Annotated in this window: 9 protein-coding genes; 7 read left to right on the forward strand and 2 right to left on the reverse strand. The window is 67.7% G+C overall.

What is annotated here, in order from left to right; translation table 11 throughout:
* A complete protein-coding gene (gene mexE / locus PA6_RS05400; RefSeq protein WP_021699873.1) occupies nt 1–1,242 on the reverse strand; it encodes a multidrug efflux RND transporter periplasmic adaptor subunit MexE in 1,242 nt (413 codons plus the stop codon).
* A gap of 158 nt (nt 1,243–1,400) precedes the next feature.
* Nucleotides 1,401–2,318, reverse strand: a complete 918-nt coding sequence (locus tag PA6_RS05405) for a LysR family transcriptional regulator (protein WP_021699874.1) — start codon at nt 2,316–2,318, stop codon at nt 1,401–1,403.
* A 185-nt stretch (nt 2,319–2,503) separates the two neighbouring features.
* Between PA6_RS05405 and PA6_RS05410 the strand changes: the two genes are divergently transcribed.
* The 7 genes from PA6_RS05410 to PA6_RS05440 all read left to right on the forward strand — a co-directional run bounded on the left by PA6_RS05410 (nt 2,504) and on the right by PA6_RS05440 (nt 23,353).
* Nucleotides 2,504–3,526 carry a zinc-dependent alcohol dehydrogenase family protein gene (locus PA6_RS05410; protein WP_021699875.1) on the forward strand — a complete coding sequence of 341 codons (1,023 nt, stop codon included), beginning with the start codon at nt 2,504–2,506 and terminating at the stop codon, nt 3,524–3,526.
* A gap of 131 nt (nt 3,527–3,657) precedes the next feature.
* Nucleotides 3,658–4,224 carry a sigma-70 family RNA polymerase sigma factor gene (locus PA6_RS05415; protein WP_021699876.1) on the forward strand — a complete coding sequence of 189 codons (567 nt, stop codon included), beginning with the start codon at nt 3,658–3,660 and terminating at the stop codon, nt 4,222–4,224.
* A gap of 22 nt (nt 4,225–4,246) precedes the next feature.
* The gene (locus PA6_RS05420) at nt 4,247–5,917 is read left to right on the forward strand and encodes a multidrug ABC transporter permease/ATP-binding protein (protein WP_021699877.1); all 1,671 of its coding nucleotides are present in this window, start codon (nt 4,247–4,249) and stop codon (nt 5,915–5,917) included.
* A 127-nt stretch (nt 5,918–6,044) separates the two neighbouring features.
* Nucleotides 6,045–6,248 (forward strand): MbtH family protein, encoded by a 204-nt coding sequence (locus tag PA6_RS05425; protein WP_021699878.1) that lies wholly within the window; start codon nt 6,045–6,047, stop codon nt 6,246–6,248.
* A complete protein-coding gene (locus PA6_RS05430; protein ID WP_021699879.1) occupies nt 6,248–6,973 on the forward strand; it encodes a thioesterase II family protein in 726 nt (241 codons plus the stop codon). The genes PA6_RS05425 and PA6_RS05430 overlap by 1 nt, the downstream gene beginning before the upstream one ends.
* A 22-nt stretch (nt 6,974–6,995) precedes the next feature.
* A complete protein-coding gene (locus PA6_RS05435; protein WP_021699880.1) occupies nt 6,996–17,975 on the forward strand; it encodes a non-ribosomal peptide synthetase in 10,980 nt (3,659 codons plus the stop codon).
* Nucleotides 17,972–23,353 (forward strand): non-ribosomal peptide synthetase, encoded by a 5,382-nt coding sequence (locus tag PA6_RS05440; protein WP_021699881.1) that lies wholly within the window; start codon nt 17,972–17,974, stop codon nt 23,351–23,353. The genes PA6_RS05435 and PA6_RS05440 overlap by 4 nt, the downstream gene beginning before the upstream one ends.
* Nucleotides 23,354–23,377 lie beyond the last annotated feature (24 nt).

Below are 23,377 nucleotides of genomic sequence, written 5' to 3' on the forward strand. Positions count from 1 at the left end.
TCAGCCGCGCGGCGCGTTGCTGGACTTGGCTTGCTGCTCGGCTACGCGCGGGGCGTCGCGGCCATCCACGGCCTGGCGCAGGCGCGCCAGCTGGGCGAGGGTGGCTTCGTCGGCCATCGGCACGGCCTGCGGATCGACGGTGGCGCCGGGCATGGCGCGCTGCAGGCCGTTGACCACGATCTTCTCGCCCTTGGAAAGGCCCTGGCGGACGATGCGCAGGCCTTCCAGCTTCGGGCCGAGCTCGATGGCGCGGTACTGCACGGCGTTGTCCTTGTCGAGGACCAGGACGAACTTCTTGCCTAGGTCGGTACCGACCGCTTCGTCCTTGATCAGCGCGGCCGGGTAGGTGCCGCTGCCGACCAGCTTGAGGCGGGCGTAGAGACCGGGGGTGAAGCGGCCGTCGCGGTTGTCGAACACGGCGCGACCACGGATGGTGCCGGTGCGCGGGTTGACCTGGTTGTCGAGGAAGTCCAGCTGGCCCTCGTGTGGGTGGCCGGCTTCGCTGGACAGGCCGAGGTACACCGGGCTGGCGCCGCGGGCATCGCTGCCGGCCTGGCGCGCCAGCTCGATGTACTTGAGGAATACGCGCTCGTCGGCGTCGAAGTAGGCGTAGACCTTGTCGGTGGAAACCACGGTGGTCAGCAGCGACTGGCCGGCACCGACCAGGTTGCCCTCGGTGATCTCGGCGCGGCTGACGCGGCCATCGATCGGCGAGGTGATGCGGGTGAAGCTGAGGTTGAGCAGCGCGTTGTCCAGCTCGGCCTGGGTCGCGGCGACGGCGGCCTGGGCCTCGGTGGCAGCACTGGCGCGCGCATCGGCCAGCTCGGCGGAGATGGCGTTGCTCTGGCGCAGGCGCTCGCCGCGGCGGGCTTCGTTGGCGGCGCGGGTCTGGCTGGCGCGGGCCTGTTGCAGCTGGGCCTGCAGGCGCTTGACTTCGGCCTGGAACGGGCGCGGGTCAATCTGGAACAGCAGGTCGCCTTTCTTCACCAGGCTGCCTTCGTCGAAGGCCACCTTGTCGATGTAGCCGGAGACGCGTGGGCGCACCTCGACCGACTCGGGCGCCTCCAGGCGTCCGGTGAACTCGTCCCACTCATTGATCGGCTGTTCGATCACCTCGGCCACGCTGACCTTGGCCGCCGGCATCTGCTGGCTCGCTTCCTCGCCCTTGCCGCAGGCGCTCAGTACCAGGGCCGTGGTGATGGCCAGGGGCAGGCGCCAGGAGAGATTGAATGACTGTTCCATGCTTGACTCCGCCAGTCGGATTTGTGAATGGGCGGAGTCTGCGCGGCGGAGTTTGAAGGCACGAATCGAACCATCCGAAGATGACTATCACGCGGAATGATGATTCATTCATTCGCGTTGATAATTGACGCAGCGCCCGTGCCAGAGCGCCAGCAGGATCAGTTGAGGCTGTCCGGATCGCCGCAGAACATCTGGATGCGCGAGCGCAGCCAGCGCTCGGCCGGGTCGTTGTCCTGGGCGCCACGCCAGGCCATGTGCAGCTCGAAGGTGCGCGACGGCAGCGGCAGGTCCTCGGCGCGCAGGCCGCCGGCGGCGGTGAGCGCGGCGGCCGTGTAGTCCGGTACGGTGGCAACTATGTCGGTGCCGGCCAGCAAGGTGCCGAGACCGTTGAACTGCGGCACGGCCAATACCACCCGGCGCTTGCGCTCGAGCTTTTCCAGTTCCTCGTCGATGAAACCGGTAAGGTCGCCGGCGAAGGACACCAGGGCATGCGGGCGGGCACAGAAGTCATCCAGGCTGATTGCCCCAGGCACGCTGTCGGCACGCAGCAGCTTTGGTTTGCTGCGGCGCAGCACCTTGCGCTTGGCATTGGCCGGCAGCTCCTCGGTGTAGCCGACGCCCACCGAGATCTCCCCGGAAGCCAGCAGCCCCGGCATCAACAGGTAGTTGGCGCGGCGCACCACCAGCACCACGCCGGGCGCCTCGGCGCGCAGGCGGCGCAGCAACGGCGGCAGCAGGGCAAACTCGACATCGTCGGACAGGCCGATGCGGAACACCTGGTTGCTGGTGGCGGGGTCGAAGTCGGTGGCACGGCTGACGGCGGTGGAGATGGAGTCCAGCGCCGGGGAGAGCAGGGCGAAGATCTCGTTGGCCCGCGCAGTGGGCTCCATGCTGCGCCCGGTACGCACGAACAGCGGATCGTCGAACAGGCTGCGCAGGCGGGCGAGGGCGGCGCTGATCGCCGGTTGGCCGAGGAACAGCTTTTCCGCCGCGCGGGTCACGCTGCGTTCGTGCATCAGCGTCTCGAACACGATCAGCAGGTTCAGGTCGACACGGCGCAGGTCGTTGCGGTTCATGCTCAGCTTCCATCCGGGAATCCGTGAAAGGTGCGGGCGCGGCGCGCCGACGTCAAGCCCGGCGCTGAACCGGAAGCGCTGGCGGATCATCGCTATTTATGGTGACTATCGATAGTGGCGGGTAGTCTTGCCGGAAAAGCCCGTATAGAGTCCGTGGCCATAGAGATATGAAGGCGAGGTGTGTGATGTCCCGCATGATCCGTTTCCACCAGTTCGGCGATGCCAGCGTGCTGCGTCTGGAGGATGTGCCGACCCCGAAACCGGGGCACGACGAGGTGCTGGTGCGTACCCAGGCGCTCGGTGTGGGCTGGCGCGACGTGCTGTGGCGGCAGAACCTGGCGCCCGACCAGGCCGCGCAGCTGCCCGCTGGCGTTGGCTTCGAGCTGGCCGGAGTGGTCGAGGCCGTCGGTCCCGGCGTCGAGGATCTCGCTCCCGGCATGGCGGTGGCCAGCTTTCCGTCCTTCAGTCCCAACCAGTATCCGGCCTGGGGCGACCTGGTGCTGATGCCGCGCCGTGCCCTGGCCCGCTATCCGGATGTGCTCAGCCCGGCCGAAGCTGCCGTGCACTACACCCCCTACATGCTTGCGTACTTTGCCCTGGTCGAGCTGGCCGAGGTGCAGCCGGGCCAGCGCGTGCTGATCACCGAGGCGGCCCACTGCCTGGCGCCGCAGGCGGTGCAGATGGCCAAAGCACTGGGCGCCGTGGTCATCGCCGCGACCAGCGAGGGTGATACCCGGGCCTATCTGCGTGAACTGGGCGCCGACAAGGTGATCGACACCGAGGAGCAGGACTTGGTGCTGGAGGTGGAACGTTTCACCGACGGCAAAGGCGTCGAGGTGGTGCTGGACCAGTGCGCCGGGCCACAGATGAAGCTGCTCGGCGATGTCGCGGCCACCCGCGGCAAGCTGATCCTGTATGGCGTCAACGGCGGCAACGATGCGGCGTTCCCGGCCTGCGCGGCGTTCAAGAAGCACCTGCAGTTCTTCCGCCATTGCGTACTGGACTTCACCGGCCAACCCGAACTGGGTCTGGAACGCGACGAGGCGGCAGTGCAGCGTGCCCTGCAGCGGATCAACCAGATGACCGCCGACCGCCTGCTCAAGCCGAGCATCGCCAAGTCGTTTGCCTTCGAGGACTTCATCGCCGCCAACCAGTTCATGGAGACCTGCCCGGCGGGCGGGCGGGTGGTGATGACGCTGGAATCCTGAGTCTGGTACTCCTGGCAGAACGCCGCCTGCGGGCGGCGTTTTCATTTATCGGGAGAACTCCTGCTCAGAATGCTTGAATTGATAAGGATTATCATTAAGATGCGCATCACGTCGAAGCCGAGGATCGGGCTATGGGGATGCTGCAAAGTTGGGACGAGCAGGGCGTCACGTCGCTGCGCTTGGCCGCTCACACCAGGGATCATGGGCTGGAGAGCCTGTACGCCGCTCACCGCCGAGTGCTGATCGACGCTGCCCAGGGCGTGCTCGGCTGCCGCGCGCGTGCCGAGGATGTGGTGCACGACGCCTTCCTCAAGCTGTGGGAGAGCGGCGAGCGCCATGCCATCGAAGACCCGCTGCGCTACCTGTTCCGCATGGTGCGCAACCTGGCCATCGACCGCCTGCGCCGGCAGAACCTGGAAGGCCGCTACAGTGCCGACGAGGAGCTGCTCGACGAGCTGCCCGCACCGCAGTCCGGCCCCGAGCAGCGCGCCATCGGCCAGCTGGAGTGGCAGCGTCTGCAGCACGCACTGGGCGAGTTGCCCGAGCGTACCCGTACCGTATTCACCATGAGCCAGCTGGAAGGCTACAGCCAGCGCGAGGTAGCCAGCCATCTCAGCGCCTCGCCAACCCTGGTGCATTTCCTCCTGCGTGACGCCCTGAGTCACTGCCGCAGCCGCCTCGAACCCGAGGCGGCCTGATTTCCGCCGTTCTGGATCTGCCATGAAACTGCTCAAGCTGCTGTTCCGCGACAACCGCCTGCCGCTCTCCGGCATCGTTCTGCTCAGCCTGTGCAGTGCGATGCTCAGCGTCGGCGTGATCGCCTTCATCAACCTCAAGCTGATCCGCATCGACGGCGCGCTGGCGACCACGCTACTGAGCTTCCTCGGCCTGCTGGCGGCGCTGCTGCTGTGTTCCGGAGCAGGGCAGGTGGCCCTGCACACCCTGGGGCACCGCTTCGTCTACCGCCTGCGCCGCAGCCTGGTGCGGCGCGTGCTGGACACCGATATCGAGCGCCTGGAGCAGATCGGCGGCGCTCGCATCCTCGCCAGCCTGTCCAGTGACATCCGCAACATCACCATTGCCTTCGTCTACCTGCCGGAGCTGACCTACGGCCTGATCCTCAGCATCGCCGCCTTCACCTACCTGGCCTGGCTGTCGCCAGCGCTGTTCGCTGTCACCGCTGGCTGGCTTGGCCTGACCCTGCTGGTGGGCTGGTTCTTCGTCGGCAAGGTCAACCAGCACATCCGCCTGCTGCGCGAGGCCGAGGACCATCTGTATCAGGACTATCAGGCGATCATCGACGGCCGCAAGGAGCTGGCGCTCAACCGCGACCGCGCGCGCCTGCTGTATGACGAGGAGTTCGACCGCGACGCCCGCGCCTACCGCGACAACGTCACCCGCGCCGACATCTTCAACGGCCTGGCCGGCAACTGGGCCAACGCCATGGTGCTGGGTAGCATCGGCCTGGTGTTCTTCTGCGCCAGCGGCCTGGGCTGGGCCTCCGGCGAGGTGGCCGCGACCTTTGCCCTGACCGTGCTGTTCCTGCGCGCGCCCATGGTTGCCACCGTCGCCGCACTGCCCAGCCTGCTGGCCGCGCGCATCTCGCTGGACAAGCTGGAGACCCTCGAGTTGGCGCCGGAAACCGCCGAAATCGCCGCGGTCGAAAGCCTCGGCGAATGGCAGAGCCTGCAGCTGGCCGGTGTCGAATACCGTTATCCGGGCGAGGGAGACGAGGCCGGCTTCGATGTCGGCCCCATCGACCTGGAGCTGCGTCGTGGCGAACTGGTGTTTCTGGTGGGCGGCAACGGCAGCGGCAAGTCGACCCTGGCGCGCCTGCTCACCGGGCTGCATCGCCCGGCCGCCGGTGAGATAAAGCTGGATGGCCGCGTGCTGCAACCCCATGAGTGGCAGGCGTATCGCCAGCTGTTCGCCAGCGTCTACACCGACTTCCACCTGTTCGCCCGCCTGCTCGGCCCGGCCGGTGCCGAAGTCGAGGAGTCGCTGGTCGGGCAATGGCTGGAGCGCCTGCGTCTACGTCACAAGGTGCGCTTCGCCAAGGGGCGACTGGCTGACACGCGCTTCTCCCAAGGCCAGCGCAAGCGTCTGGCGCTGATGCTGGCGATGCTGGAAGGGCGCGACATCCTCATCCTCGACGAATGGGCCGCCGACCAGGACCCGCTGTTCCGCCGTCTGTTCTACCGCGAGCTGCTGCCGCAGCTGAAGGCCGCCGGCAAGACCGTCCTGGCCATCACCCATGACGACCACTACTTCGACCAGGCCGACCGTCTGCTGAAGATGGATGGCGGTCGCCTCAGCGAACTCACCGGCGAAGCCCGCGACCGCGCCACCCAGGACGCGGTGCGCGAGATCGGCGGCTCAATCCCGGCCTGAACGCATGTGTCTCGGCCCTCAGCAATGGGGGTGAGAGCACTGTCATGTCCGCGAAATCGAATTAAGTGAAAATTATTCGCATCTTTGTGCGTCTTTAAAACGTGCCACTTTGAACGAGGGATACCCCATGAGCCTGGACAACCCGCAAACCATCTTCCTGGTCGTGGTCAACGACGAGCAGCAGTACGCCATCTGGCCGGCCTACAAGGCCGTGCCGGCCGGCTGGAAGGAAGACGGCGTGCGCGGCGACAAGGCGACCTGCCTGGCGTACATCGCCAGCGTCTGGACCGACATGCGTCCGCGCAGCCTGCGCGAGGCCATGGACGCCTGATGCAGCTGTTCTGCCTGGCTCATGCCGGCGCCAGCGCCATGCCCTACGCACGCTGGCGCAAGCGCCTGCCGCGTTGGCTGGAAGTCTGCCCGCTGGAGTTGCCAGGTCGCGGCGCCCGCGAGGGTGAGCCGCTGTGCCAGGACCTGCCGGCGCTGCTGGCCGACCTGAGGCAGGCCTGGTCGCGCGAATGCAGCGGTCCGTACCTGCTGTGGGGGCACAGCCTGGGCGCAATGCTCGCCTTCGAGCTGGCCCAGGCGCTGATCGGCGAGGGGCATGAGGCGCCGCTGGCGTTGTTCGCCTCGGCCTCGCGTGCGCCCTCGCGACGCCTGCAGGCGCCGCGCATGACCACACGCAGCGATGGCGAGCTGTTCGCCGGCCTCGATGGCTTCGCCCGCTTGCCACGCGAGCTGCTGGCCGACCCGCTGTTCCGTCGCGAACTGTTGCCGGTGCTGCGCAGCGACTTTGCCCTGGCCGAGAGCTACCGCTACCAGCGCCGTGCGCCTTTGCCCTGCGCCCTGCATGTGCTGGGCGCGCGGCGCGACTGCCTGAGCGAGGACGACCTGCGCGCCTGGCGCCGCGAAACCTCCGGCACCTTCACCCTGGAATGGCTGGATGGCGATCACGCCTACCTGCGCCCCCAGGAAGAAGAACTGCTGTCCCTGATCGAATTCCATGCCTCGCGCCTGCTGCGGCGCGAGGCGGCTGGCGTGCCACTGGGCGCCTAGCCACTCTTTGCGAGGTTCTGCCATGAACGCACCTGTCCCGAGCATCATTGCCCTGCAATGGGCGCCGCTGTCCTTCGCCCAGCAGCGGCTGTGGTTCTTCAGCCGCCTGGAAAGCGGCAGCAGCGCCTACAACATCGGCGGCTTGCTGCGTTTCGACGGGGCGCTGGACCTGGACAGCCTGCGTCATGGCCTGGACCAGGTGTATTCACGCCACGCCGCGCTGCGCACCGTATTCCGTGAACAGGATGGCCTGGCCCAGCAGGCCGTGCTGCCGGCCGGCCCGATGCCGCTGGAGATCATCGACCTGTCGCTGGGTAGCGAACGCGTCGAGGCATTGGCTCGCGACTTTATAGAGGCCGACTACGACCTGACCCGTGGCCCGCTGGTGCGCTGCGTCTTGTATCGGCTCGGCGAAAACAGCCACGCCCTGGCCGTGGGCATGCACCACATCATCTCCGACGCCTGGTCGGTGCGGGTGATGGTCGAGGAGATGGCCGAGTTCTATCGTGCCCGCCAGCAGAACCGCCAGCCGTTCATGACCCCGCAACCGCTGCAATACAGCGAATATGCCGTGGGCCAGCGCGAGTGGCTGGATAGCGAGGCCGGCACCCGGCAAATGACCTTCTGGCGCGAGCGCCTGGGCGGCGAGCAGCCGCCACTGAGCCTGACCCCGGACTTCCCGCACAACGCCCAGGCCGCACGCCGTGCCGCCTACCGCACGCTGCAGGTCGAGCCGGCGCTGGTGGCGCGTCTCAGCGACCTGGCCAAGGCCAATGGCGCAACCCTGTTCACCGTGTTGCTGGCGGCCCTGCAGCTGCAGCTGGCGCGCCTGTCCGGCCAGCGCGAAGTACGCATCGGCGTGCCGGTGGCGGGCCGCGCCAAGGGCTTCGAGCGCCTGGTCGGTTTCTTCGTCAACACCCTGGTGCTCAAGGCCGAGCCGCGCCCCGAGCTGTCGGTAGCCAAGTGGCTGGAGCAGACCCGCGCCGGCCTGAAAGAGGCCCAGGCCCATCAGGAGATGCCCTTCGAGCGTCTGGTGGAAGAACTCGCGCCGAGCCGCAGCCTCGGCCAGCAGCCGCTGTTCCAGGTGGCCTTCAACTACCGGCGCCAGCACCCGCTGGCGGCCAACTGGCTGCCGGGCATCGAGACCGCGCTGGACGAGGTGCCGTCCAGCCAGATTCCCTTTGACCTGGCCCTGGACGCGGTGCGCGACAAGGGCGACCAGTTGTCGATCAATTTCGCCTACGCCGTCGACCTGTTCACCGAAAGCAGCATCGAACGTCTGATCGGCGGCTTCCTTGAGGTGCTCGACGGCTTCGCCGCCTCGCCGCAGGCCGCGCTGGGCGAGCTGGAGCTGGTCAGCAGTGGTGAGCGTCGCTTGCTGGCCGACTGGAATAGTCCGCGCCAGTCCTTCGATGCCGCGCGCCTGCTGCCTGGGCTGATCGCCGAGCAGGCACGTCTGCGCCCCGAGGCCATTACCCTGGTGCATGGTGCCGAGCGTATTTCGTTCTCCGAACTGGAGGACCGCGCCAATCGCCTGGCCCAGCTGCTGGCCGCCCGTGGCGTGCGTCCGGAGTCCCGCGTCGGTGTGTCGCTGGAGCGCGGCAACGGGATGATTATCGCCATGCTGGCGGTGCTGAAATCCGGCGGTGCCTTTGTGCCGCTGGATCCGGACTATCCACGCGAGCGCCTGTCCTACATGGTCGAGGACTCTGGGCTGAACTGGCTGATCACCAGCTCCGATCTGGCCGAGCGTCTGCCGCTGGGTGAGGGCGTCGAGCCGCTGTATCTGGATCAGCTGGATCTGTCTGCGTTTGATTCGTCAGCGCCTGCGGTACAGCTGCATCCGCTGAATCTGGCTTACCTGATCTACACCTCCGGTTCCACCGGCCAGCCGAAAGGCGTGGCGGTGAACCACCTCGGCCTGAGCATGCATGTGCAGACCATCGGCCAGCGCTACGGCATGACCCCGGATGATGTCGAGCTGCACTTCGCCTCGATCAGCTTCGACGGCGCCCTGGAGCGCTGGACGGTGCCCTTGGCCTTCGGCAGCCGCCTGGTGATCCGTGACCAGGAACTGTGGAGCGCGGAGAAGACCTGCCAGGTGATCGCCGCCGAAGGCGTGACCATTTCCTGCCTACCGCCGAGCTATGCCCAGCAGCTGCTGGACTGGGTCGAATCGCAAGGCCTGCATCTGCCGGTCCGCTCCTGGACCCTGGGTGGTGAAGCCTTTACCCGCGAAACCTACGAGCGCCTGCAGAAGGTGCTGCAGCCGCAACGGATCATCAACGGCTATGGCCCGACCGAGACGGTGGTGACCCCGCTGATCTGGGAAGCCTATCCGGGCGACAGTTTCGAGGCGGCCTACGCCCCCATCGGCAATCCGGTCGGCCCACGCAGCCTGTATGTGCTGGATGCCGATCTGAACCTGCTGCCCATCGGTGTGGCGGGGGAGCTGTATATCGGCGGTGAAGTCGGCCTGGCCCGCGGCTACTTCCAGCGTCCGGAGCTGACTGCCGAGCGCTTCCTGCCTGACCCGTTCGGCGCCGCCGGCGAGCGCATGTACCGCACCGGCGACCTGGTGCGCTGGCGCGAAGACGGTACCCTGGATTACCTGGGTCGCGTCGACCATCAGGTGAAGATCCGTGGCTTCCGCATCGAGCTGGGCGAGATCGAGAGCCAGCTGCTGGCACTCGATGGCGTGCAGGAAGCGGCGGTCATCGCCCGTGAGACGCCGACCGGCAAGCAGCTGGTGGGCTATGTGGTAGCCAAACACCCCTCTCCCTCCGCGAGAGGGGACGGGGGTGAGGGAGATTCCGAGCTACACGGTGAATCCCTCACCGGTACGCCGGCCGGCCCAGCCCTCTCCGAGAGGGAGCTGCGCACAGAGCTTGCCAAAGTCCTGCCGGACTATATGGTCCCCGCGCAGATCATCGCCCTGGAAAAACTGCCGCTGACCCCGGCCGGCAAGCTGGATCGCGCCGCGCTGCCGGAACCGACCTGGCAGAGCCAGGACTACGAGGCCCCGCAAACCGATAACGAGCGCATCCTCGCCGCCATCTGGGCCGACGTACTGGGTGTGGAGCGGGTAGGGCGCCAGGATCATTTCTTCGAGCTGGGGGGCGATTCCATCGTCGCCTTGCAGGTGGTCAGTCGTGCACGCCAGCAGGGACTGGGCCTGACGCCCAAGGACCTGTTCCAGCAGCAGACCCTGGCACAGCTGGCCGGAGTCGCCCGCCTTGTGGCCGCCCCGCTGGCCGAGCAGGGGCCGGTGACCGGCACCGCACCGTTGCTGCCGATCCAGGCCCGTCTGTTGGCACGTGAAGGCCTGGCGCCGTGCAACCAGTACCTGCTGCTGGAGCTGGCCGAGCCGCTGTCGGCCGGCCAGCTGGAACAGGCGCTGCAAGCCCTGGTTCAGCATCACGACGCCCTGCGGCTGCGCTTTGAACCGCGTGATGGTCAGTGGCGCCAGGTACATGCCGCCGAAATAGCGGGTCCTCTGCTGCAACGGGTCGAACTGGCTATCAGCGAAGACCCGCAGCCGCACTACGATGCCGCCCAGCGCAGCATCGACCCGGCCAGCGCCGCACAACTGCGCGGTCTCTATCTCACCCAGCCAGGCCAGGCTGATCGCCTGCTGCTGTCCATACACCATCTGGTGGTCGATGGCGTGTCCTGGCGCGTACTGCTGGAAGACCTGCAGCGTGCCTGCCTGCAACTGGCCAGCGGCCTGGCAGTGCAGCTGCCGGCCAAGACCAGCGCCTTCAAGACCTGGGGCGAGCGCCTGGCGGGCTGGAAAGCCGAGGCCCAATTGCCGTACTGGCAGGCCCAGCAGGTTGCCGGTGGCGAGCTGCCGTTACTGAGCCAGGAATCCGGCAGCGAAGGCACTCGCGAGCGCATCGAGCTGAGCCTGGATGCCGCCTTCACCCGCGAGCTGCTGCAGGCCGGCCAGCGGGCCTATCGCCTGCGTGCCGACGAACTGCTGCTGACTGCCCTCAGCCGCGTGCTCTGCGCCTGGAGCGAGCAGCCGGCGCTGACCCTGCACCTGGAGAGCCATGGCCGCGCGCCGCTGTTCGAGGATATCGACCTGTCGCGCAGCGTCGGCTGGTTCACCAGCCTCTACCCCATGCGCCTGCAGCCCGAGACCGAGATGGCTGCCAGCCTCAAGGCGATCAAGGAGCAGCTGCGCGCCGTGCCCGATCTGGGCCTGGGCTTTGGTCTACTGGCCCAGCAAGGCCAATTGACCGAGCGCGCCCCGCAACTGCTGTTCAACTACCTGGGCCAGTTCGAAGAGGGCGAGGGCGGCTTGCGTCTGCGCGAAGGCGGCCTGTGGCGCGAAGCCGATGCGCCCATGGATGCTCCATTGGTCATCAACGCCGAGCAGCGTGGCGGTGCCCTGCAGCTGCACATCGACTTCAACCCTGCGCAGCTGGCGCGCACCACCCTGGAGGGCCTGGTCGCACGCCTGCAGGATGAGTTGCACAGCATCGCCCAGCATTGTGCCAAGGTCTCGCCACGGCTGACGCCCAGCGATGTGCCGCTGGCCGGTCTGAGTCAGGTCGAGCTGGATGCACTGGCCGGCGTGGAAGACATCCACCCGCTGTCGCCGCTGCAGCAGGGCCTGCTGTTCCACAGCCAGCTGGAAGGTGCCGGCAGCTATGTCAGCCAGTTGCTGCTGCCGTTCACCGGCCTCGATCCGCAGCGTCTGCAGAATGCCTGGCGCCAGGTGCTGGCGCGCCACGGTGTGCTGCGCAGCCGCTTCCTGCTGGGCGAGCGCCCGCTGCAACTGGTGCAGGCCGAGGTCGAGCTGGACTGGCAGGATCTCGACTGGCGCGGCGTTGCCGATTTCGAGGCGCAGCTGCAGGCCTTCTGCAGCGCCGAGCGTGAGCGCGGCTTTGCCCTCGACCAGGCGCCGCTACTGCGCCTGGCGCTGATCCAGCGCGGCGCCGGCGACTTCGTGCTGGTCTGGACCCTGCACCACCTGCTGCTGGACGGCTGGAGCAACGGCCTGCTGTTCGCCGAAGTCCTGGCCCTCTACCACGGCGACCGCCTGCCGGCGCCGGGCGGCCAGTTCCGTGACTATATCCACTGGCTCGATGGCCAGGATGCGGCGACCGAGCAAGCCTTCTGGCGTGAACAGCTGGCCCCGCTGGAGGGCGCCACCCGCATCGCCGGCTGCCTACCGTGCCGCACACCGGGGCAGGGCCATGCTCGTCATCCGCTGCCACTCGATAGCGCCACCGAACAACGGATTCGCAGCTTCGCCCAACGTCACGGCCTGACCCTCAACACCCTGGTACAGGCCGCCTGGGCCTTGCTGCTGGCGCGCCTGACCGGCAAGCGCAGCCTGTGCTTCGGCGCCACCGTGGCCGGACGCCCCACCGAGCTGGCCGGCAGCGAGCAGATGCTTGGCCTGTTTATCAACAGCCTTCCCGTTGCCGTGCAACTGCCGGCCGAGCAGCTGCTGGGCGACTGGCTGGCCGCGCTGCAGGTGCAGAACCTGCAGCTGCGCGAGCACGAGCACAGCCCGCTGCACGATATCCAGCGCTGGGTCGGCAGCGCCGGCGAGGCGCTGTTCGACAGCCTGTTGGTATTCGAGAACTACCCGCTGGGCGAGGCCCTCAAGCAGGCCGAGCGTGGCGAGCTGCGCTTGGGCCTGCCGCAGAGCCACGAGTTCACCCATTACCCGATGACCCTGGCCGTGCTGCCGGGCAGCCGCCTGGAGCTGTTGCTGGCCTACGACCGTGCGCATTTCGATGCCGACGGCATCGCCCAGGTCGAGGCGTTGCTGCGCCAGGCCCTGGCGCAGGTCTGCGGCGACCCAGCGCGTGCGCTGGGCAGCCTGCAACTGAGTTCCGCCGATGAGCAGGCACGTCTGGCCCAGTGGAACACTCCGCGCCAGGCCTTCGATGCCGCACGCCTGCTGCCCGCGCTGATCGCCGAACAGGCCCGCCTGCGTCCTGAGGCCATCGCCCTGGTGCATGGCGGTGAGCGGATTGCCTTCGCCGAGCTGGAGTCTCGCTCCAACCAACTGGCCAATCTTTTGGTTTCCCACGGCGTACAGCCGGAGTCGCGTGTCGGCGTCTCGCTGGAACGCGGCAACGCGATGATCGTGGCCATGCTGGCGGTGCTGAAATCCGGTGGTGCTTTTGTGCCGCTCGATCCGGACTATCCGCGTGAGCGCCTCAACTACATGGTCGAGGACTCGGGCCTGCAGTGGCTGATCACCTCGTCCGATCTGACCGAGCGCCTGCCGCTGTCCTCTTCGGTTGAACCGCTGTATCTGGATCAGCTGGATCTGTCCGCGTTTGATTCGTCAGCGCCTGAGGTACAGCTCCATCCGCTGAATCTGGCCTACCTGATCTACACCTCCGGCTCCACCGGCCAGCCCAAGGGCGTGGCGGTGAATCACCTCGGTCTGACCATGCATGTGCAGACCATCGGCCAGCGCTACGGCATGACCCCGGATGATGTGGAGCTGCATTTCGCCTCGATCAGCTTCGACGGGGCCCTGGAGCGCTGGACGGTGCCGCTGGCCTTCGGCAGCCGCCTGGTGATTCGCGATCAGGAACTGTGGAGTGCGGAGAAGACCTGCCAGGTGATTGCCGACGAAGGCGTGACCATTTCCTGCCTGCCGCCGAGCTATGCCCAGCAGCTATTGGATTGGGTCGAATCGCAAGGCCTGCAACTGCCGGTGCGCTCCTGGACCCTGGGTGGCGAGGCCTTTACCCGCGAAACCTACGAGCGCCTGCAGAAAGTGCTGCAGCCGCAGCGCATCATCAACGGCTACGGCCCGACCGAGACGGTGGTGACCCCGCTGATCTGGGAAGCCTTCCCCGGCGACTCCTTCGAGGCGGCCTATGCGCCCATCGGCAACCCGGTCGGCCCGCGCAGCCTCTATGTGCTGGATGCCGAGCTGAATCTGCTGCCCATCGGCGTGGCCGGTGAGCTGTATATCGGCGGTGAAGTCGGCCTGGCCCGTGGCTACTTCCAGCGTCCCGAGTTGACCGCCGAGCGCTTCCTGCCTGATCCGTTCGGCGCCGCTGGTGAGCGCATGTACCGCACCGGCGACCTGGTGCGCTGGCGTGCGGATGGCACCCTGGATTACCTCGGTCGCGTCGATCATCAGGTGAAGATCCGTGGCTTCCGTATCGAACTGGGCGAGATCGAGAGCCAGCTGTTGGCCCTCGAAGGCGCACAGGAAGCGGCGGTGATCGCCCGCGAGACGCCAACCGGCAAACAGCTGGTGGGCTATGTCGTACTGAAACACCCCTCTCCCTCCGGGAGAGGGGACGGGGGTGAGGGAGATTCCGAGCTGCACGCTGAGTTTGAGTTGCACACCGAGCCCCTCACCGGTACGCCGGCCGCCCCAGCCCTCTCCCAAGGGGAGAGGGAGCTAAGAGCCGAGCTGGCCAAGGTACTTCCGGACTATATGGTCCCCGCGCAGATCATCGCCCTGGAAAAACTGCCGCTGACCCCGGCCGGCAAGCTGGATCGCGCTGCGCTGCCGGAACCGACCTGGCAAAGCCATGACTACGAAGCCCCGCAGACCGATAACGAACGCATCCTTGCCGCCATCTGGGCCGAGGTGCTGGGTGCGGAGCGGGTAGGGCGCCAGGACCATTTCTTCGAGCTGGGCGGCGACTCCATCGTCGCGCTCAAGGTGGTCAGCCGCATCCGCCAGCAGGGCCTGCAGTTGCCGCTCAAGGCGCTGTTCGAGCAGAGCCGCCTGGCCGACTGTGCGGCTGCCCTGCAACGCGAAGCCGTCGATGCACCGGTGCTGCGCGCGCTGCCGCGGGGCGGCGACCTGCCGCTCTCGCATGCCCAGCATCGCCTGTGGTTCCTCAACCGTCTGGACCCGAGCAACGGCGCCTACCACATGCCGGCAGGCCTCGACCTGCAGGGGCGTCTGGACCGCCAGGCGCTGCAGGCCGCTTTCGACCAGTTGGAAGCGCGCCACGAGGCGCTGCGTACGCGCTTTGTCGAGGTGGGTGGCGAGGCGCGCCAGCGCATTCTGGCGCCGCAGGGCCAGCGCATCGACTGGTTCGACCTGCGTGAACTGCCGGCCAGTGAGCGTGAAATCGAGGCGCGCGATTATGCGCAGAAGCTGCTCACGCGCCCGTTCAACCTGGCTTCCGAGCCGCTACTGCGGGTGAGCGTGCTGCGCCTGGCCGATCAGGAGTACCGCCTGCTGCTGGTCCAGCACCACATCGTCTCCGATGGCTGGTCGATGCAGCGTTTCATCGGCGAGTTCGCCGCCGCCTACGCGGCGTTCGCCGAGGGTCGTACCGCGCAGTTCGCGCCGCTGCCGCTGCAGTACGCCGACTATGCCCAGTGGCAGCGCGACTGGCTGCAGTCCAGCGAGGCCACGCGCCAACTGGATTACTGGAAGGCGCGCCTGGGTGAACACCAGCCGCTGCTGGAGTTGCCCACCGACCATCCACGCCCGGCTCAGGGGGCGCGCCAGGGCCTGCGTTGGCGCTTCGAGCTGTCGCCGTTGCTCACCGCGCAACTGCGCGCTTTGGCCCAGCGTGAGGGAAGCACACTGTTCGGCCTGTTGTTGGCGGCCTGGCAGACCTTGCTGCACCGCTACAGCGGCCAGGAAGATATCCGCGTCGGCGTACCGGTGGCCGGGCGTAGCCTGGCGGAAATGGACGGCGTGCTCGGTTGCTTCATCAACACCCTGGTGCTGCGCGGCGAGCCGGCGGGGCTTAAACCCTTCCGCGAGCTGCTCGGCGAACTGGCCCAGGCCAGCCGTGATGCCCTGGCCAACCAGGAATTACCCTTCGACCAGTTGGTGGAGGCCCTGCAACCGACCCGCAGCCTGAGTCATCACCCGCTGTTCCAAGTGGCATTCAACCATCAGCAGGTGGACTTCAGCGCCCTCGGCTGCCTGCCGGGCCTGCGCGTGCAACCGCATGACCCGGGCGCCGCCGGCGCGCAGTTCGACCTGGCGCTGGATACCGAGGAGGCGGCCGATGGCAGCCTCAGCGGTTTCGTCAGCTACGCCGCCGAGCTGTTCGAGGCGCGCACCGTCGCCCGCCTGGCACGGCATTTTGTTCGGCTGCTGGAAGGCATCTGCGCCGACCCGAGTCAGCCCATCGGCCTGCTGCCGTTGCTGGAGGAAGACGAGCAGGCGCAGCTCGCCACCTGGAACGACACGGCCAAGGACTACGGGCCGCAGGTCAACCTCAGTGAGCGCATCAGCCAGCAGGCCGCGCGCACGCCGCAGGCACCGGCCCTGGTGTTCGGCGAACAAACGCTGAGCTACGTCGAGCTGGAGCAACGTATCAACCAGCTGGCCAACCGTCTGCGCAGCCTTGGCGTGCAGCGCGGCAGTCTGGTCGGTATCAGCCTGGAGCGCTCGCTGGAGCTGGTGATCGGCCTGCATGCCATCGTCCGCGCCGGCGGTGCTTACGTGCCGCTCGACCCGGAATACCCGCTGGAACGCCTGGCCTATCTGCTGGAGGATTCCGGCGTCGACCTGCTGTTGTCGCACAGCGCGCTGGTCGAGCGCCTGCCGCTGCCGGCCGGGCTCAAGGCCCTGGGCCTGGATCGCGAAGACTGCAGTGCCGAGCCGGTCACGCCGCCGGCAGTCAGCCTGCAGGGCAACGATCTGGCCTACGTCATCTACACCTCCGGCTCCACCGGCAAGCCCAAGGGCGCCGGCAACAGCCACGAGGCCCTGGCCAACCGCATTCTGTGGATGCAGGAGGCCTATCAGCTGGGCGCTGGCGACGTGGTGCTGCAGAAAACTCCGTTCAGCTTCGACGTCTCGGTGTGGGAGTTCTTCTGGCCGCTGGTCACCGGCGCCTGCCTGGCGGTGGCCGCGCCGGGCGACCATCGCGACCCGCAGAAGCTGGTAGAGCTGATCCAGCGCCACAAGGTCAGTACGCTGCACTTCGTACCCTCCATGCTGCAGGCCTTCCTCCTGCATCCGGACGTGGAGCAGTGCCAGAGCCTGACCCGCGTCATCTGCAGCGGCGAGGCGCTGCCGGCGGAGCTGCAGGTGCGCACTTTCCAGCGCCTGCCACAGGCTGGCCTGTACAACCTGTACGGTCCGACCGAAGCGGCTATCGACGTCAGCCACTGGACGTGCGTGGAGGAGGGGCGCCACGCCGTGCCAATCGGCCGGCCGATCGCCAACCTGCGCCTGCATATCCTCGATGCCCAGCTCAACCCGGTGCCGCAGGGTGTGCCCGGCGAGCTGTACATCGCCGGCATCGGCCTGGCGCGCGGCTACCACCGCCGTCCAGAACTGACCGCCGAGCGCTTCCTGCCCGATCCGTTCAGCCGCGAGGGCGGACGCATGTACCGCACCGGCGACCTGGTGCGCTGGCGTGCCGACGGCGCCATCGACTATCTGGGGCGCATCGACCATCAGGTGAAGATCCGCGGCTTCCGCGTCGAACTGGGCGAGATCGAAGCCCAGCTCGGTGCCCAGCCGGGCGTCGCCGAGGCCGTGGTGGTAGCCCGCGACAGCCAGATCGGCAAGCAGCTGGTCGGCTACCTGGTGGCCGATCCGCTGCCGGCGGATGAGTCCGCCTGGCTGGCCGGGATCAAGGCCGCGCTCAAGGTCGAGCTGCCCGAGCATATGGTGCCGTCGATCCTGATGCGCCTCGACCGTATGCCGCTGTCGCCCAACGGCAAGCTGGAGCGTCGTGCGCTGCCCGAGCCGGTGTGGCAGGCGCGGGTTTACCGGGCGCCACAGGGCGAACGGGAGATCGCCCTGGCGGCTATCTGGCAGGAGGTGCTGGAGGTCGCCCAGGTCGGCCTCGACGACAACTTCTTCGAACTCGGCGGGCATTCACTGCTGGCTACCCAGGCCGTGGCCCTGCTGCGCCAGCGCCTGGGGCTGGAACTGCCGCTGCGCGCCTTCTTCGAGGCGGAGAACCTGGCGGCCCTTGCCGCCAACCTCGATGGTCAGGCTCCGGCCGCTGCCGAGGAAGAAGACCAAGACCTGCGCGACATGGCCGCGCTGCTCGACGAACTGGAGGCCCTGTGACCGCGCCCATCGACAAGGCCGCCCTGGCGCGGCGTTTCCTCGCCTTAGGGCCAGCAGAACAGAAGCGTTTCCTCGAACTGCTGGCCAGCAAGGGCATACGCTTCGACCGTCTGCCGCTGGTGCCGGCAACCCGTGGCGAGCATCTGCCAGCCTCGCATGCCCAGCAGCGCCTGTGGCTGGTGGCCCAGCTGGAGCCGGACAGCAGCGCCTACCACATGGTCGGCGCCTTCGCGCTGGAGGGGGAGTTGGATCGCGCCGCGCTGTTGGCGGCTCTGGAGTTGATTGTCGAGCGCCATGAGGCGCTGCGTACACGCTTCTACGAGCATGCGGGCCAGCTGTGCCAGCGTATCGATCCTCCGGGCCCGCTGACACTGGAGGAACGCGATCTGCGCGGCGAGACCGAAGCCGTGCAGACCCTGGCCGATGCCCATGCGGCACGAGCCTTCGACCTGGTCGCAGGGCCGCTGCTGCGCGTGCAGCTGCTGCGTCTGGACGAGCAGCGCTGGCGCTTGCAGATCGTCTGCCACCACATCGTCTCCGACGGCTGGTCGATCGGCGTGTTCGCCGAGGAACTGGGCCGCGCCTATGCCGCGCTGCGCCAGGGGCAGGCGCCGCAACTGGCCGAGCTGCCGATCCAGTACGCCGACTACGCCCAGTGGCAGCGCGCCTGGCTGGAGGCCGGTGAGCGCGAGCGCCAGCTCGGCTACTGGCGTGAACGCTTAGGCCAAGAGCAACCGGTGCTGGCCTTGCCCTACAAACTGGATGCGAGTGGCCAGCGGCACGCCGCGCGCCAGGCTGTCGCGGTGCCGCCAGCCCTGGCCGAGCGCCTGCGCCACCTGGCCCAGAAGGAGGGCGCGACCCTATTCATGCTGCTGCTGGCCGCCTTCCAGCTGCTCTTGGCGCGCTACAGCAACCAGCGTGATATCCGCGTCGGCGTGCCGGTAGCCAATCGCCAGCGCGCCGAGACCGCGCCGCTGGTGGGCTTCTTCGTCAATACCCAGGTGCTGCGCGCCGAGTTCGATGCCGGCATGAGTTTCCGTAAGCTGCTGGCCGAGGTGCGCCGCCACGCCCTGGATGCCCAGGATCAGCAGGATCTGCCGTTCGACCAGCTGGTGGAAGCCCTGGCGCCCGAGCGCAGCCTGGGCCAGACACCGCTGTTCCAGGTGCTGTTCAACCACCAGAAGCGCGACCTCGGCGCCCTGCAGCTGCCCGGCCTGCGCCTGGAACCGCTGGCCCAGGGCGTGCCGCACGCACTGTTCGACCTGGCTCTGGACAGTCTGGAAGACAGCGCTGGCCAGCTGCGCCTGACCCTGACCTGGGCCCGTGAGCGCCTCGACGATGCGCAGATGCAGCAAATGGCTACGCACCTGCTGGGCCTGCTGGAACAGGTCAGCGCCGCACCGGATCGGCCGCTGGTACAGCTGGAGCTGCTGGATGTCGACGACCGGGTGCGCCTGGCCGAATGGAACACCCCGCGCCAGGGCTTCGATGCGGCGCGTCTGCTGCCCGAGCTGATCGCCGAGCAGGCGCGTCTGCGTCCTGAGGCCATCGCCTTGGTGCATGGTGGTGAGCGCATTGCCTTCGCCGAGCTGGAAGCTCGCGCCAATCGCCTGGCCAATCTGCTGGTGGCCCAAGGCGTGCAGCCCGAGTCCCGCGTCGGCGTGTCGCTGGAACGCGGCAACGGGATGATCGTAGCCATGCTGGCGGTGCTGAAGTCCGGTGGGGCCTTTGTGCCGCTGGATCCGGATTACCCGCGTGAGCGCCTCAGCTACATGGTCGAGGACTCGGGGCTGCAGTGGCTGCTCACCAGCTCTGACCTAGCCGAGCGCCTGCCGCTGGGCGAGAGCGTCGAGCCGCTATATCTGGATCAGCTGGATCTGAGCGCCTTTGAAGCTTCGCCGCCAGCGGTACAGCTGCATCCGCTCAATCTGGCCTACCTGATCTACACCTCCGGCTCCACCGGCCAGCCCAAGGGCGTGGCGGTGAACCACCTTGGCCTGACCATGCATGTGCAGACCATTGGCCAGCGCTACGGGATGACACCGGACGATGTGGAACTGCACTTCGCTTCGATCAGCTTCGACGGCGCCCTGGAGCGCTGGACCGTACCGCTGGCCTTCGGCAGCCGCCTGGTTATTCGCGACCAGGAACTGTGGAGCGCGGAGAAAACCTGCCAGGTCATCGCCGATGAAGGCGTGACCATCTCCTGCCTGCCGCCGAGCTATGCCCAGCAGCTGCTGGACTGGGTCGAGTCGCAGAATCTGAAACTGCCGGTACGTTCCTGGACGCTGGGTGGCGAAGCCTTTACCCGCGAGACCTATGAGCGCCTGCAGAAAGTGTTGCAGCCCCAGCGCATCATCAACGGCTACGGCCCAACCGAGACGGTGGTAACCCCGCTGATCTGGGAAGCCTATCCGGGCGACAGTTTCGAAGCCGCCTACGCCCCCATCGGCAACCCGGTTGGCCCGCGCAGCCTGTACGTCCTCGATGCCGAACTGAACCTGCTGCCCATCGGCGTGGCCGGCGAGCTGTATATCGGTGGTGAAGTCGGCCTGGCCCGTGGCTACTTCCAGCGCCCCGAGCTGACCGCCGAGCGCTTCCTGCCCGATCCGTTCGGCGCAGCCGGCGAGCGCATGTACCGCACCGGCGACCTGGTGCGCTGGCGTGCGGATGGCACCCTGGATTACCTCGGTCGCGTCGATCATCAGGTGAAGATTCGCGGCTTCCGTATCGAACTGGGCGAGATCGAGAGCCAGTTGCTGGCCCTTGAAGGCGTACAGGAGGCGGCGGTGATCGCCCGCGAGACACCGACCGGCAAGCAGCTGGTGGGTTATGTCGTCGCTCGCGACAACACTGATACCCATGCTCTACGCGGCGAGCTGGCCAAGGTACTGCCGGACTATATGGTCCCCGCGCAGATCATCGCCCTGGAAAAACTGCCGCTGACCCCGGCCGGCAAGCTGGATCGCGCCGCGCTGCCGGAACCGACCTGGCAGAGCCAGGACTACGAGGCCCCGCAAACCGATAACGAGCGCATCCTCGCCGCCATCTGGGCCGACGTGCTGGGTGTGCAGCGGGTAGGGCGCCAGGATCACTTCTTCGAGCTGGGCGGCGACTCCATCGTCGCCTTGCAGGTGGTCAGCCGCGTGCGCCAACAGGGGCTGCAACTGGCGCCGCGCGAGCTGTTCCAGTTCCCGCGCCTGGCCGAGCTGGCCCACGCGGCCCGCGCTGCCGGTGAGGAAATCGCGCAGGAACCGGTCACCGGCGAACTGCCGCTGGCGCCGATCCAGGCGCATTTCTTCGCTATGAATCAGGCGGAGCCGGCGCACTGGAACCAGGCGCTGAATCTGGAGCTGCTGCGTCCGCTTGATCCGATCCTGCTGGAGCAGGCGCTGCAGGCACTGGTGGCGCATCACGATGGACTGCGCCTGCGTTTCGAGCAGCGCGACGGTCGCTGGACCCAGCACTACGGCGAGATACAAGCCGATCAGATGCTGCTCTGGCAGCGCGAAGCGGCTGACGACGCGCAGGCCGAAGTGCTTTGCAACGAGGCCCAGCGCAGCCTGGACCTGGCCCAAGGGCCACTGCTGCGCGGCCTGCACCTGCGCCAGGCGGGCAAGGCGGACCGCCTGTTGCTCGCCGTCCATCACCTGGTGGTGGACGGGGTGTCCTGGCGCATCCTGCTGGAAGACCTGTTGGCGACCTACCGCCAGCTGGAAGCAGGGCAAACCGTGCGCCTGCCGGGCAAGAGCCTGTCCTACAAAGGCTGGAGCGAATCCCTGCAGCAGTGGGCGCGCTGTGCGGCGGCGCAGGTCGAGCTGGATGCCTGGTGCAGCCGCCTGAGCGGCCCGGCGCTGGCCCTGCCACGCGAACTCGAAGGCATCAGCGTCAGTCATGGCGACAAGCGCGAAGTGCGCTTGGCCTTCGACGATGGCGAGACCAAGCGCCTGCTGCAGGCTCCGGCGCAGCTGGGCGTGCGTATCGATGCGTTGTTGCTTACCGCGCTGACACGCGCCCTGTGCCGTTGGAGCGGCCACTCCGGCCTGCGGGTCAACCTCGAAGGCCACGGCCGCGATGCGCTGGCCGGCGACCATGATCTGACGCGCACGGTCGGCTGGTTCACCAGCCTGTATCCGTTGCAGCTACCGCACCTGGATGATCCGCAGCTGCAACTGCAGCGCGTGCAGCAGCAGCTGGAGCAGATCGAGCATGGCGGGCAGGGCTATGGCGTGCTGCGTTGGCTGGGCGATACGCAGGCGCAGGCTTCTCTTGCCGAGCTGCCGACCGCCGAAGTGATCTTCAACTACCTCGGCCAGTATCAGGCCGGCGCGGCGGCGGACTGGTTCCGTCCGGCCACCGGCGGTGGCGCGGCGGTGGCGGCCGACAACCCGCTGGCGGCGCGTCTGGCGGTCAACGGCCAGGTATTCGATGGCCAACTGCAGCTGTCCTGGGAGTACGCGGCCAATCAGTATCGCGGCGAAACCATCGAATCCCTGGCTGCGGACTATCGCCGGGAGCTGCTTGGCCTGCTGGAGCTGGCGCGCGGCCAGGCCGTGCAGGGCCCGTCGCCCTTGCTGCGCCTGACCCGTCAGCAGGCAGATAAAACCCCGCTGTTCTGCCCGCACCCTGTCACCGGGCGGGTCACCGGCTACCAGCCGCTGGCCGCACGTCTGGACGGCGTTCGCGAAGTGTTCGGCCTGCAGTGCCGCAGCTTCCTCGACCCGGCCTGGCGCGATGCTTCGCTGGCCGAGATGGCCGATGCCTACCTGGCCGCGCTGCTCCAGCAGCAGCCGCAGGGTCCGTATCACCTGGTCGGCTGGTCGCTGGGCGGCAGCCTGGCCCTGGAGCTGGCGGCGCGGCTGGAGGCAAGAGGCGCGGAGGTGGCCTTACTCGGCCTGCTCGACTGCTATGTGCCGGGCACCGAGATCGCTGGCGACGACGCCCGCCATCCGCAGGCGCGAGCCAAGCTGGTCGAGCATCTGCAGCTGTTGGCGCCGGAGCTTCCCGCCAAGGCCTGGGATGGCCTGTTCGAACGGCTGCTACAGCTGGAGCCGCTGGACTGGCCGCAGGTCGCCAACGCCTGGTTCGCCGGCCAGGCGCTGGACGGCATGACCCGCCAGAGCCTGGAAGAGCTGCTGTTCGCCTGGGCGCTGGAGCAGCATATGCGCCGCTTGTGTGCCGGCTACGCACTTCCCAAGGTGAAGGCGCGCCCGCACTGCTGGTGGGCGGCGCAGCCGGCCGGACGCGCGGCGCTGCTGGAGCGTGGCCTGGAGCAGGTGCAGGGCAGCGCAGCCAGCCATCGCCTGGTGGATACCGATCACCAGGGCATCGTCCGCCATCCGCAGGTGCTGGCCGAGCTTGCATCCTTGCTGGGCTGAAAACGAAAAGTGTCAGGGGCTCGT

The sequence above is a fragment of the Aquipseudomonas alcaligenes NBRC 14159 genome (assembly GCF_000467105.1).
Lineage (GTDB): Bacteria > Pseudomonadota > Gammaproteobacteria > Pseudomonadales > Pseudomonadaceae > Aquipseudomonas > Aquipseudomonas alcaligenes.